Origin of the sequence: Bradyrhizobium sp., assembly GCF_047605465.1 — a bacterium.
Lineage (GTDB): Bacteria > Pseudomonadota > Alphaproteobacteria > Rhizobiales > Xanthobacteraceae > Bradyrhizobium.
The window spans coordinates 58,181-70,870 of record NZ_JASGFS010000001.1 but is presented as its reverse complement, the minus strand read 5'-3'; the positions used below and the strand labels follow the sequence as shown (position 1 = coordinate 70,870).

Sequence of the window (12,690 nt, the reverse complement as noted above, 5' to 3'; positions counted from 1 at the left end):
ATGTCGCGAATTACGCTCTCCGATCTCAACACCGCAAGCGCGGCGGACTTCGTCGCGGCGCTCGCCAACGTGGTCGAATATTCGCCCTGGATTGCCGAGCAGGTAGCGGGGCAGCGGCCATTCGCCGGGATCAACGATTTGTACGCCGCGCTGAAGGCGGCGATCCAGAGCGCGGAGCCGGACGTGCAACTGGCATTGATCCGGGCGCATCCCGATCTCGCCGACAAGACCCAGCGCGCGGCTGGGCTCACCGTGGAATCGAACGAAGAGCAGAACAGCGCCGGCCTCGATCGGTTGTCGGACGCTGAATACGCTGCCTTCGAACGCGTCAACAATGCCTATCGCGATAAGTTCGGCATTCCCTACATCGTCTGCGTTCGCCGTCACAGCAAGGATTCCATCCTGCGCGACTTCGAGACACGGCTGCGCAACATCGCCAAGACCGAGACCAGGCGTGCGATCGAGGAAATCGGACGCATCTCCGCGCTGCGGCTCGATCAGCTCGTCATCGCCGACGACAGGCTGAAGGTGCATGGCCGGCTCTCGACCCACGTGCTGGACAACCATTCCGGCAAGCCGGCCCCGGGTATCGCCGTCGAACTTGTCGAGCTCGCAAGCCTCGGCGAGAGCCGGGTGATCGCGCGCGCCGTCACCAATGACGACGGCCGCACCGATCAACCGTTGATCGGCGGACGACCGCTGCCGATCGGCCGCTATGAGCTCAAATTCAGCGTCGGCAAATATTATGCCGAGCGCAACGTGTCGATGTCCGATCCGCCCTTCCTCGACGAGATTCCGCTGCGTTTTGCGATCAGCGAACCCGAGGGACATTATCACGTGCCGCTCCTGGTCACGCCCTGGAGCTATTCGACCTATCGCGGCAGCTAGACGTGCTGGGCCGATGAAGCAACCGCCGCGGCATCGGCCTCCGCGGCAGCTCCGCCGCTCAGGCCGTTGAAGAACGCATTGAGGACGACCGAGACAATCGCGCAGAGCAGGATCCCGGATTCCAGCAGGGGCTGCAGGTCATGCGGAAAATTCCGGAAGAAGCCGGGCGCGGCGAGCGGAATCATTCCGAATCCGATCGATATCGCGACGATGAAGAGATTGTAGCGATTGTTGCGGAAGTCGACCGCGGTCAGGATACGCGCGCCGGTGGCCGCGACCATCCCGAACATCACGAGGCCGGCGCCCCCGAGCACGACTAAGGGGACGGCCTCGACCAGCGCGGCGAGCTTCGGCAGCAGGCCGAGCACCAGCATGATGCATCCGCCCGTCACCGTTACCCAGCGCGAACGGATGCCGGTCACCGAGACGAGGCCGACATTCTGCGAGAACGACGTGTAAGGGAAGGTGTTGAAGATGCCGCCGAGCAATGTGCCGACGCCATCGGCGCGCAGGCCGCGGCTGAGGGCGTCGCGATCGATTGACTTGCCGGTGATGTCGCCGAGCGCGAGGAACATGCCGAGCGACTCGATCATCACCACGATCATGACGATGCACATCGTGACGATCGGCACCAGGTGAAATTGCGGCATGCCGAAGCGGAACGGGATGACGATCGCGCCCCACGAGGCGGCCGCGACCTTGTCGAAATGCATCACGCCCATGATGCTTGCGAGCACCGCGCCCGCGATGATGCCGAGCAGGACCGACACGTTGGCGACGAAGCCGGTCCCCCATTTGATCAGGCCGAGGATGAATAGCAGAACGAACAGCGAGATGCCCAGGCCTTGCAACTGGCCATAGGCCGGATTGGGAAAGCTGCCGGCAACCCCGTCGACGACCTTGGTGAGTGTCGGCAGGCCGCCGCCGGCCCAGTTGATCCCGACCCGCATCAGCGAGATGCCGATGACCAGGATGATGCTGCCGGTGACGACGGGCGGAAACAGCGGCAGCAGCCGGCTGACGAACGGCGCGGCGACGATTCCGAATAGACCGGCTGCGATCACCGAGCCGTAGATGCCGAGGAGGCCGATATCCGGTGCCACGGCCATGGACAGCATCGGGCCGACGGAGGCAAACGTTACTCCCATCATCACGGGAAGGCGGATGCCCACGCCGGTGAAGCCGAGGCACTGCACCAGCGTCGCAAGCCCGCAGGCGAACAAGTCGGCGCTGATGAGGTATGCGACATCCTCCGGCGGCAGCTTGAGCGCGCGGCCGATGATCAGCGGCACCGCGACCGCGCCCGCATACATCACCAGCACATGCTGAAGGCCCAGCGCCAGCAGGCGCGGTACCGGCAGGACCTCGTCGACCGGATGGATTTCGCTGCTCATGAGTGGCTCCCCCGAAACATCTGACTAACCAAACTTGTCGTGCAGGGCCGGAAACAACCTGTCCGGCTTGAAGGGCGGCGCAGTGAAACGGATGCCGGTGGCATTGGCGATCGCGTTGCCGAGCGCGGCGGCGACCGGATTGTAGGGACTCTCGCTCATCGACTTGGCGCCGAGCGGTCCGATCGTATCGGAGGTTTTTGCAAAGAAGACCTCGGTGCGTGGTACGTCGGCAAAGGAGGGCAGATGGTAGTCACGGAACTTCGGGTTGGTGACGCGCCCGGTCGAGTCGATCACCATCTCCTCGTAGAGCGCTGCGCCGAGCGCCTGGGCTACGCCGCCCTCGACCTGTCCACGGCACTGCATGGGGTTGGCGACGACGCCGGCGTCCGCCGCCTGTACGCTCTTGAGGATCTTGATCTCGCCGGTGCCCTTGTTCACCGCGACACGAAAGCCTTGCACGTTGAAGCCGACGGAGCGCGGCGTGCCGGCGGAATTCCCGCTAGCCGCAAGGAGTTGACCGCGCTCATGGGCGAGCTTCGCCAAGTCCGCAAAGGACATCCGCCGGACTCCGCTGATGACTGCATCGCCCTCAAGCACGCAACTCGCGGCATCGCAGAGCCACGCGCCGGCCGCGGCTTCCCTGAGTTCGTCTGCGAGCCGCATGGCTGCCGCATGTGTGGCTTTGCCCGCGACGAACGTGCCGGCACTGCCATAGGCGCCAGTGTCGTGGCCGCCATGAGCGGTGTCGGACTGGCGCAGGTGAATGCGTTCAACCGTGGTCGCGAGCGTCGTCGCCGCGATCTGCCGATGTACCGTGCTGGTGCCGTTCCCGAACTCGGCGGTGCCGACGGTGAGATCGAAGCCACCGTCGTCGCGCAGCGCGATCATCGTATCCGCGATATGGCCGGCCGGAGGCACCGTATCGATCATGGTCAGCGCAATGCCGTCGCCGATCAGCCACTCCGGTGACAGGTCGGGCGGCGGCACGTCCGCCCGCATCGCACGCTCGACGAGGTCGAGGCACTGGTCGAGACCGTAGGAGCCGTAGAGCACGTCGTGATAGTCGGACGGCGGCGGCGACAGCATCGGATCGCCTGGCTTGACGATGTTGCGGCGACGCATTTCGTAGGGACTGATGCCAAGCTGCCTTGCCAGCTCGTCGATTGCGGCTTCCACCGCAATCAGCGTCTGCGGCAGGCCATAGCCGCGGAATGCGCCCGAGGGCACCGTGTTGGTGTAGACGGCGGCGCCATCGACCTTCTTGTTCGGGCAGTTGTAAACGCTGATGCACTCGGCGACCGCATGAAACATCACGGGACCGGCGTGATTGCCGTAGGCGCCTGTGTTGGAGCGCACGCCGAGCTGCAGGGCGGTCAGCTTGCCGCCCGCATCGGCTCCGGCCTTGACGTGTACGCGCATCGGGTGCCGGGTCGAGGTTGCGACGAACTGCTCTTCGCGGGTGAGTTCGAGCTTGACCGGCCGCCCGGTCTTCAGCGCGGCAAGGGCCAGGATGTCCTCGACGAACATCTCCTGCTTGCCGCCGAAGCCGCCGCCGACGCGCTCGCAGAACACCCGGACCTTGTCCATGGGAAGATTGAAGATGTCGGACAGCGCACGCCGGGTCAGGAACGGGACCTGCGTCGAAGAGCGGACGTTGAGGACGCCGGAGGCATCCAGCCAGGCCATTCCGCCATGGGTCTCCAGTGCCGCATGCTGCACCCGATGGCTGTGGAAGATGCCCTCGAAGGTGACCGCCGATGTCGCGAGCGCGGCTGCGACGTCGCCAAATTCGCCATGTGTCTCTGCGACGAGGTTCCGCCCCGAATCCGCGACGCGGTTCGCGGTGGTCCGGTCGGGATGAACCAGCGGTGCTCCCGGAGCCATCGCACGTTCCGGATCGATGAGTGCCGGCAGTGTCTCGTAGTCGACCTTCAGCTGCCGGCAGGCCTCTTCGGCGGCGGCTTCGCTCTCGGCCACGACGGCCGCGACCCTCTGTCCGACGAAGCGGACGACGTCGTCGAGGATGCGGGTATCCTCCGGGTCCATCCAGTCCTTCTCGTGTCGTGCGGTGGAGAACAGCACCTGCGGCGCGTCCTCATGGGTCAGCACCGCGTGCACACCGGGAATTCCGAGCGCCGCGGATCTGTCGATCGCGGCGATCCTGGCGTGGGCATGCGGCGATCGAAGCAGCTTGACGTGGAGCAGGCCCTCCATCGCGGTGTCGAAAGTGTAGCGCGCCTTGCCGCGAACGATGTCCGGGCCGGCAGGGGCGGGCAGACTGCGGCCGAATGCGGCGCCGGCCTCGACGCTTTCCTCGACATTGGTTTTGCCGAGGATTGCATCCTCGATCGCGCGGTAACCCGTGCAACGGCAGATGTTGCCCTTCAGTGCCGCGCCAAGGTCGGTGCGTTGCGCCTGGTTCAGCGAAGCACAGGTCAGGATCATGCCGGCGGTGCAGAAGCCGCATTGGAATCCCTGCGCGTCGAGAAAGGCCTGCTGCATCGGGTGCGCGCCGCTGTCTCCGCCAAGCCCTTCGATCGTGGTGACGGCGCGTCCGTCGGCGCGGAAGGCCGGGATCAGGCAGCTGTGCACGGGCTCGCCGTCGAGCAGCACGGTGCAGGCGCCGCAATCGCCGGCATCGCAACCCTTCTTCACGCCGTAATGACCGAGCTCGCGCAGGAACGTGCGCAGGCATTGACCGGCGCGCGGCTGTTGCGGAAAGGTTGCGCCGTTGATTTCGAAGCTCATGGCGGCGCCGTGTCCAGCAATTCACCGCGGATCTCCTCGGCGAGCCGCAGCGTCATCTGCCTGCGCCAGAACGGCTTGCCATGGATGTCGGTGTGATAGAGATCATCAGTAATCAGCTGCGCGATCGTATCGCGAAGCGTGCTCGCGTCGGGCGGCGTTCCGAACACCAGCCGCATCGGGCGCACCGTCGATGCGGTGATCGTCAGCGCCAGCGCGCCATCGGCATCGAGGCTTCCGATCAGAAGCGCCGCCGATCGACCGACGGGCGCCAGCGAGATCTGGCGAAACGCCGAGCGTCGCTTCAGCGCGGCCATCGGAATATCGATCTGTCGCAGCAGGTCACCCGGCGCGAGGCGGTTGCATTGGTTGCCGGTGACGAAATCGGCAACGGAAATGCGCTCCTCGCCGCCTGCGGATTTCCAGACGGTGCAGACGCCGTCGAGCGCAGCGGTGAGCGAGATCATCGGTCCAGCGGGCAGCGACATGCAGAGATTGCCGCCGACGGTTGCCGTCTTCCAGATCTTGAAGGAGGCGAGGAAGGCGCGGCAGCACTGGTTGATCAGCGGCGCTGCAAGCCAGTCGGTCGGACAGGCGAGGGCGTCGAGCTGCGCGATGGTGCAGGTCGCGGCAATGGTGAGATGACTCTCCGTGATGGTCAGCGCGGGCCATTTCAGGTCGGTGAGATCGACCAGGCGCGTGAGGTGGATCTGCGGCTCGGAGAACAGCCAAGTGCCGCCCGCGAGCCAAGCATCACCTGGCGTCCAAACGGGCAGTTGCGCGCGCGTTTGCGGATGGGCCACTGCCGTGATGGTATTCAAGTCCATGGCGATGCCAACGCTTCGAGCGAATGCATTGTTCTGCGGGAAAGTCTTGCAAGACCGGCGCCAAGTCGCAACAACAAGTCGAAGAGACGGAGCTATCGGGCTGGCCCCTGCCTTGCAGGCCGTCTGCCAGCGGATGTGAGGAGAAGCACGATCATGGGCGATGCAAAGCCGATCTGGATCAGGGATCCCCTGGCCATCCTGGCCGACGGCGCCGAGCGCGGAATCGTGGTGAAGGATGGCCGGATCAGCGAGCTCGTGCCGGCCGGCGGCACGCCGACAGCGTCCGATGTGACGGTGCTCGATGCCGGTGAGCATGTCGTGCTGCCGGGCCTCATCAACACGCATCATCATTTCTACCAGACGCTGACGCGGGCGTTGCCGGCGTCGATGGACCTCGAGCTATTTCCCTGGCTGCAGGCGCTCTATCCGGTGTGGGCGAGGCTGACGCCGGAATCGCTCGAGCTCGGCGTTACCGTGGCGATGTCCGAGCTTTTGCTGTCGGGCTGCACCACCACGACGGATCATCACTACGTATTCCCGGCCGGGCTGGAGGAGTCCGTCGATATCGAGGTCGGAGTTGCAAAGCGGCTCGGCATGCGCGTGTTGCTGACGCGCGGCTCGATGAACCTGTCGCAGCGCGACGGCGGGCTGCCGCCGGACAGCGTCGTCCAGGATGAGGACACGATCCTCGCCGACAGCGCGCGCGTGGTGGCGCAGCATCACCAGCGCGGCGAAGACGCGATGGTGCAGATCGCGCTTGCGCCATGCTCCCCCTTCTCGGTGACGACATCCTTGATGCGTTCCACCGCCGATCTCGCCGGCAAGCTCGACGTCCGCCTGCACACTCACCTGGCCGAGACAGAGGACGAAAACAGGTTCTGCCAGCAGATGTACGGCTGTCGCCCGCTCGACTATCTCGAACAGTGCGGCTGGCTCGACGCGCGGACCTGGCTCGCGCACGGAATCTTCTTCAATGCGGACGAGATCAAACGGCTCGGCCGGGCGAAAACGACCATCAGCCATTGTGCCTGCAGTAACCAGATTCTGGCGTCCGGCTGCTGTCCCGTATGCGAGATGGAGGAAGCCGGCGTCGGCATCGGCATCGGGGTCGACGGGTCGGCCTCGAACGATGCCTCCAACCTGATGCAGGAGGTACGCGCGGCGTTTCTGCTGCAGCGTGCACGCTATGGTGTGACGAAGGTCAGTCACAAGGATGCGCTGCGCTGGGCCACCAGAGGATCGGCCGCATGCGTCGGCCGGCCGGAGCTCGGCGAGATCGCCGTCGGCAAGGCTGCCGATCTCGCCCTGTTCAGGCTCGACGAATTGCGCTTCTCCGGCCATGGCGACCCGTTGGCCGCGCTCGTGCTGTGCGGCGCGCATCGGGCCGACCGGGTGATGGTGGCAGGAAAATGGGCGGTGGTCGACGGCGCCATCCCCGGACTGGACGTGGGGGAACTCATCCACCGGCACAGCGCGGCGGCGCGAGCGATGCATGCGGGTTGAGCTGATCCGGACGGAACATTGAAAGAGGGGGCAACCACCAGTGCCGGGTGCTCGTGGCTGCCCCCTCCGGGACCTCCTCCAGGAGGAGCAGGTAGATTTCCCTAAGCAAGAAGCGTGCTACTTGCCGGGAAGCTTGTCGTCGATGCCTTTGACGTAGAAATTCATGCCGAGGATCTGGCCGTCGTCCAGGTGATCGCCGCCCTTGCACTCCACCGGATTGCCGTCCTGCCCAACGATCGGGCACTTGAACGGGTGCAATTTGCCCGCGGTGATCGCGGCTTGAGCATCCTCGGCGATCTTCTTCACGTCGTCAGGCATATTGGTGTACGGCGCCATCGCGAACATGTGGCTGTCGAGGCCGCCCCAGCTATCCTCGGACTTCCACGTGCCGTCGAGTTCGGCCTTGACGCGGGCGATGTAATAGGGCGCCCAGGTGTCGAGGATCGAGGTGAGCTGGGTCTTGGGACCGAACTTGATCATCTCGGAATCCTGGCCGAAGGCGAGCTTGCCGCGTTCGCTGGCGATCTGCATGCCCGCCGGCGAATCCGTGTGCTGCATGATGACGTCGGCGCCCTGATCGATCAGTGCCTTTGCGGCATCGGCTTCCTTGCCCGGATCGAACCAGGTGTTGGCCCAGATGATCTTGACCTTGATGTTCGGGTTGATGGTCTGCGCCGCGAGGATCGTCGCGTTGATGCCGGAGACGACCTCCGGGATCGGGAACGAGCCGATATAGCCGAGCACGCCGGACTTCGACATCTTGGCCGCGATCAGGCCCTGGATGTAGCGGCCCTGGTACCATTTCGCCGAATAGGTCGACATGTTCGGATTGCGCTTGTAGCCGGTCGCATGCTCGAAATGCACGTTCGGATATTTCTTCGCGACCTTCAGCGTCGGATCCATGTAGCCGAACGAGGTGGTGAAAATCAGCTTGTTGCCGGCGCGGACGAGTTGTTCGATGGAGCGCTCGGCGTCAGGACCCTCGGGCACGTTTTCGAGAAAGGTGGTTTCGATCTTGTCGCCGAGTTCCTTCACCAGCGCCTGGCGGGCAAGCTCGTGCTGATAGGTCCAGCCGAGATCGCCGACCGGGCCGAGGTAAATGAAGCCGACTTTCAGCTTGTCGGCGGCAGAGGCTGCACTCACGCTTCCGGCAAGCAAGAGCCCGGCAGTCAGCGCAAGAAAAGATTTCCTCATCGTCAATCTCCAACATCAGGGGAAGCCGCGATCCGTGACGTACGCGCCCCATCGCGCACGTCACGGAAACAGGTCAGCGATCAGGCACGAACACGGTGCCGAGCGCGGCCGGCGCGGTCGAACCGCCGGTGCGCGCGCGGGAGAGCAGGACAAGGACGATCACGGTGGCGAGATAAGGCAGCGCCGACATGAACTGCGAGGGAATGCCGACGCCCCAGCCCTGCGCATGCAGCTGCAGGATCGTCACCGCACCGAACAGATAAGCGCCGACGACGAGCCGTCCCGGCCGCCACGACGAGAACACGACCAGCGCCAGCGCGATCCAGCCGCGACCTGCTGTCATGCCGGGGATGAAGAACGGCGTGTAGGCAAGCGGCAAATAAGCGCCGGCCAGCCCGGCGCACGCTCCGCCGAACATCACGGCGAAGGTGCGGATGCGCAGCACGGGATAGCCGAGCGCATGAGCGGAGACGTGGTTGTCGCCGCAGGCGCGCAGGATCAATCCCGGGCGCGTGCGATAGAGGAACCACCAGACGCAGATGATCAGCGCCAGCGAGAAATAGACGAAGGCATCCTCGCCAAACAGCACGCGGCCGACCAGGGGAATGTCCGTGAGACCCGGAATGTAGAGATGCGGCGCGGGCGTAATCCGTTCGCCGACGAAGCCCGCACCGATCAGGCCCGAGAGCCCGACCCCGAGGATCGTCAGCGCGAGGCCTGTCGCAACCTGATTGACCGCCAGCCCGAGCGCCATCAGTGCAAAGATCAGCGACATGAGCGTTCCCGCCACGATGCCGAAGATGGCGCCGATGAAGATCGAGCCGGTCAGCCACGCGCCGGCAAAGCCGCAGGCCGCGCCGACGATCATCATGCCTTCGACGCCGAGGTTGAGGACGCCGGAGCGTTCGGTCACGAGTTCGCCGGTCGCCGCGATCAGCAGCGGCGTCGAGGCGGCGAGCACGGCCAGGATGATGGCTTCAACCAGCTCCACGGGCCACCTGACGGTTCGGGAAGATCAGCTTGAAGCGATAGAGAATGAGGGAATCGCAGGCGAGCACATAGAAGAGCAAGATGCCCTGGAAGACCTTCGTGACGTCCAACGGGATCTTCATCGCGATCTGCGCCTGCTCACCGCCGATAAAGGTCAGCGCGAGAAAAAGGCCTGCAATTAATATTCCAATCGGGTTCAGCCGGCCGAGAAAGGCGACGATGATCGCGGTGAAGCCGTAACCCGGTGAAATGCCTGGCTGGAGATGGCCGACCGGGCCCGCAACCTCGATGATTCCGGCGAGGCCGGCCAGTGCGCCTGACACCGCGAAGGTCAGGATGATCAATTGATTGGCGTTGAAGCCGCCGAACCGGGCCGCGCGGGGAGCGGCGCCCACCACGCGAATCTCGAATCCCTTGATGGTCCGCCCGAGCAGGATCGCCGCTGCCGCGACGACGAGCAGAGCGATGATCGAGCCGAGATGGAGCCGTCCGCCTTCGATTAGTAGCGGCACCGTTGCCACCGGATCGAATTCGGCCGTGGTCGGGAAGTTGAAGCCGTGCGGATCGCGCCATGGGCCGCGTACGAGATAGTCGAGGAAGAGGTCGGCGACATAGACCAGCATCAGGCTGGTCAGGATTTCGCTGGCGCCGAACTTCACCTTGCAGATGGCGGGGATCAGCGCATAGAGCGCGCCCGCGAGCGCTGCGAGCAGCAGCATGGCCGGCAGCACCCAGGCGCCGGCATCGGTACCTTGCGTCCTCACCGCGATCCAGCTTCCCGCCACCGCCCCGATCAGGAACTGTCCCTCGGCCCCGATATTCCAGGCGTTGGCGAGGTAACAGAGCGACAACCCGATCGCGATCATGACCAGGGGCGTCGCCTTCACCGCGATCTCCTGCAGTGAATAACCGTCAGTAAGAGGCGCGATGAAATAGGCGTGCAGCGCCAGAAGTGGATTCTTGCCAAGGATGGTGAACAGGATCGTCATGGTCGCGATCGTGAGTGCGATCGCGATCAGCGGGGAGATCAGCGCGATCGTGCTGGAGCGTTCGGCGCGCTTCTCAAGCACCAACTGCATGCGCTGCCTCCTTCGGCTCCAGGCTGCTGCCGCCCATCAACAGGCCGAGCTTTTCACGGGTGGCGTCCGTGGTGGCGAGCGGCGCCGACAGGCGGCCGTGGAACATCACCGCGATACGGTCGGCGATCTCGGCAAGTTCGTCGAGGTCCTGGCTGGTCACGAGCACGGCGGCACCCGCCGTGGCGAGATCGAGCAGCGCCTGCCGAATGACGGCGGCCGCGCCGGCGTCGACGCCCCAGGTCGGCTGGCTCACCACCAGCACCGCCGGGTCGCGCAGGATCTCGCGGCCGACGATGAACTTCTGCAGATTGCCGCCGGACAAGCTCGCGGCTTCCGGATCGCGCTTGGCCTTGCGGACATCGAAGGTCTCAGTCGCGCGGTCGACGGTCTTCAGCGTCGCCGCGGTGTCGATGAAGCCGTGGTGGACCATGCCGCTCGCCGCATGTCCGGTGAGCAGCGCGTTCTCCGAGAGCTTCATGCGCGGCGCGGTGCCGTGACCAAGCCGTTCCTCGGGCACGAAGGCCGCGCCCAGCTTGCGGCGCTGCGTGATCGACAGGTGGCCCGCCGCGATGCCCTCGATCACCACCGTTCCGGGATCCTTCGACAATCGCTCGCCGGACAGTGCGGCGAACAGTTCGTCCTGGCCATTGCCGGCGACACCGGCGATGCCGAGGATCTCGCCGCCCCTGAGCTCGAACGAGATATGCTCGAGCCGCACGCCGTGTGCCTCGCCGGGGGCGAGCGAGAGGTCGTTGACGACGAGCCTCGGCACCGTGGTCCGCCGGCCGGCAGCGGCCTTCACTTCCTTGATTTCGCCACCCACCATCATGCGCGCGAGCGAGGCCGCGGTCTCGAGTCTCGGGTTGCAGGTATCAACCTTCTTGCCGCCGCGCAGGATCGTGGCGGTGTCGCAGAGGCGCTTCACTTCCTCGAGCTTATGGCTGATGTAGAGAACGGCACGGCCTTCGGCCTTGAGCCGCTCCAGAACGATGAAGAGTTGATCCGCCTCTTGTGGTGTCAGGACCGCCGTGGGCTCGTCCAGGATCAGGAATTTCGGATCCTGCATCAGCGCGCGGACGATCTCGATGCGCTGGCGCTCGCCAACCGACAATTGCCAGACCTCGCGCCGGGGATCGAGCGGCAGCCCATAGGTCTTCGACACCTGCTCCAGCCGCGCCGACATGTCCTTGAAGGACTCCTTGCCGTCGAGGCCAAGCGCGACGTTCTCGGCCACGGTGAGGTTGTCGAACAGCGAGAAGTGCTGGAAGACCATGCCGATGCCTCGGCTGCGTGCCTCCGATGGACCGGTCAGCACGATCGGCGTGCCCTGCCAGCGGATCTCGCCGCCGCTGGGCTGGATCAGCCCGTAGATCGCCTTCACCAGCGTCGATTTTCCGGCACCGTTCTCGCCCAGCAGCGCGTGGATCTCTTTCGGCCAGATGTCGATGTCGATGGAATCGTTGGCGAGGAAATCACCGTAACGTTTGGTGAGCCCGAGCGCTTGAAGCAGCGGGGGCTCGCCGGAATGCAGGCCGTTAGGCGTCGAATCTGACATTCGCTGATGCGCTTGCGTGGGATGGGTTGCCTCAATAGTGAGCTAGTTTGAACCGCGGCGTAAGTAGCGAAAAAGCGTCATCCCTTGCTCAACGCTTCGGCAGGGCGGCGGTCGCTTGTTGTGCCGCTGCGTTCGGGAGGCGAGCGCTCCTCACGCCGCAACTGAGGTCGCTCTCGACCAATGATCGTTGTTGCAAATTTGTGACGGTCAAAGCGAAATCGGAACCCGCTAGGCACACTCGACGTAAAGTTGTGCAATCTCGCGCCACGGCGCGTATGCATTTTCGCGAGGTCATGGCGATCGTTGCCGGCAATCGCGCGGTCCGTTGTGCCGCCGATGCAAAAGCCAAACAAAATCAAACGGGAATGTCCGGCAAGCATTCGCATCGCGTCGTTGCCCGCAAGCGGAAACGAAGCTGCGAAAACCCTCCAAATTGCGCGGCGAAACGCAGCTTTCTGCCGAAAGATGCGGCATGCCTTGGAAAAAGTTGAGGCTTCTCACTCCAGGATATCGGC

General features: G+C 64.6%; 10 protein-coding genes. 3 read left to right on the top strand and 7 right to left on the bottom strand.

Translation table 11 applies throughout. The features are described 5' to 3' along the window. Positions 1-888: a 2-oxo-4-hydroxy-4-carboxy-5-ureidoimidazoline decarboxylase gene (gene uraD, locus QM712_RS00350; protein ID WP_415021026.1), complete on the top strand. Its 888-nt coding sequence runs from the start codon at positions 1-3 to the stop codon at positions 886-888. Here the strand turns inward: uraD and QM712_RS00345 are convergent. Genes QM712_RS00345 through QM712_RS00335 form a run of 3 tightly spaced genes read right to left on the bottom strand, consistent with a single transcriptional unit; the run spans position 885 to position 5,854 of the window. Continuing rightward, the gene (locus QM712_RS00345; RefSeq protein ID WP_415021025.1) at positions 885-2,282 is read right to left on the bottom strand and encodes a nucleobase:cation symporter-2 family protein; all 1,398 of its coding nucleotides are present in this window, start codon (positions 2,280-2,282) and stop codon (positions 885-887) included. The two genes, uraD and QM712_RS00345, sit on opposite strands and share 4 nt — an antisense overlap. A 24-nt stretch (positions 2,283-2,306) precedes the next feature. Next, positions 2,307-5,030: a molybdopterin-dependent oxidoreductase gene (locus tag QM712_RS00340; RefSeq protein WP_415021024.1), complete on the bottom strand. Its 2,724-nt coding sequence runs from the start codon at positions 5,028-5,030 to the stop codon at positions 2,307-2,309. Continuing rightward, positions 5,027-5,854: an FAD binding domain-containing protein gene (locus QM712_RS00335; RefSeq protein WP_415021023.1), complete on the bottom strand. Its 828-nt coding sequence runs from the start codon at positions 5,852-5,854 to the stop codon at positions 5,027-5,029. Before QM712_RS00335 ends, QM712_RS00340 begins: the two co-directional genes overlap by 4 nt. A 153-nt stretch (positions 5,855-6,007) precedes the next feature. Here QM712_RS00335 and QM712_RS00330 point away from each other — a divergent pair, with 153 nt between their 5' ends. Further along, the gene (locus tag QM712_RS00330) at positions 6,008-7,357 is read left to right on the top strand and encodes an 8-oxoguanine deaminase (protein ID WP_415021022.1); all 1,350 of its coding nucleotides are present in this window, start codon (positions 6,008-6,010) and stop codon (positions 7,355-7,357) included. A 117-nt stretch (positions 7,358-7,474) separates the two neighbouring features. On the opposite strand, the gene QM712_RS00325 is transcribed toward QM712_RS00330, so the two are convergent. The 4 genes from QM712_RS00325 to QM712_RS00310 all read right to left on the bottom strand — a co-directional run bounded on the left by QM712_RS00325 (position 7,475) and on the right by QM712_RS00310 (position 12,175). After that, on the bottom strand, positions 7,475-8,551 hold the full coding sequence (locus tag QM712_RS00325) for a BMP family ABC transporter substrate-binding protein (protein WP_415021021.1): 1,077 nt from the start codon (positions 8,549-8,551) through the stop codon (positions 7,475-7,477). Positions 8,552-8,624: 73 nt separating this feature from the next. After that, complete coding sequence (locus tag QM712_RS00320) at positions 8,625-9,542, bottom strand: ABC transporter permease (RefSeq protein ID WP_415021020.1); 918 nt, start codon at positions 9,540-9,542, stop codon at positions 8,625-8,627. Then, on the bottom strand, positions 9,529-10,620 hold the full coding sequence (locus tag QM712_RS00315) for an ABC transporter permease (RefSeq protein WP_415021019.1): 1,092 nt from the start codon (positions 10,618-10,620) through the stop codon (positions 9,529-9,531). The genes QM712_RS00320 and QM712_RS00315 overlap by 14 nt, the downstream gene beginning before the upstream one ends. Beyond that, positions 10,604-12,175, bottom strand: a complete 1,572-nt coding sequence (locus QM712_RS00310; protein WP_415021018.1) for an ABC transporter ATP-binding protein — start codon at positions 12,173-12,175, stop codon at positions 10,604-10,606. Before QM712_RS00310 ends, QM712_RS00315 begins: the two co-directional genes overlap by 17 nt. A 293-nt stretch (positions 12,176-12,468) precedes the next feature. Between QM712_RS00310 and QM712_RS00305 the strand changes: the two genes are divergently transcribed. Next, on the top strand, positions 12,469-12,666 hold the full coding sequence (locus tag QM712_RS00305) for a hypothetical protein (protein ID WP_415021017.1): 198 nt from the start codon (positions 12,469-12,471) through the stop codon (positions 12,664-12,666). The last annotated feature ends 24 nt before the right edge of the window (positions 12,667-12,690 follow it).

Coding starts and splice junctions, on each gene's coding strand:
- uraD (WP_415021026.1), top strand. CDS start 1: ATGTCGCGAATTACGCTCTCCGATCTCAACACCGCAAGCGCGGCGGAC.
- QM712_RS00345 (WP_415021025.1), bottom strand. CDS start 2,282: ATGAGCAGCGAAATCCATCCGGTCGACGAGGTCCTGCCGGTACCGCGC.
- QM712_RS00340 (WP_415021024.1), bottom strand. CDS start 5,030: ATGAGCTTCGAAATCAACGGCGCAACCTTTCCGCAACAGCCGCGCGCC.
- QM712_RS00335 (WP_415021023.1), bottom strand. CDS start 5,854: ATGGACTTGAATACCATCACGGCAGTGGCCCATCCGCAAACGCGCGCG.
- QM712_RS00330 (WP_415021022.1), top strand. CDS start 6,008: ATGGGCGATGCAAAGCCGATCTGGATCAGGGATCCCCTGGCCATCCTG.
- QM712_RS00325 (WP_415021021.1), bottom strand. CDS start 8,551: ATGAGGAAATCTTTTCTTGCGCTGACTGCCGGGCTCTTGCTTGCCGGA.
- QM712_RS00315 (WP_415021019.1), bottom strand. CDS start 10,620: ATGCAGTTGGTGCTTGAGAAGCGCGCCGAACGCTCCAGCACGATCGCG.
- QM712_RS00310 (WP_415021018.1), bottom strand. CDS start 12,175: ATGTCAGATTCGACGCCTAACGGCCTGCATTCCGGCGAGCCCCCGCTG.
- QM712_RS00305 (WP_415021017.1), top strand. CDS start 12,469: ATGGCGATCGTTGCCGGCAATCGCGCGGTCCGTTGTGCCGCCGATGCA.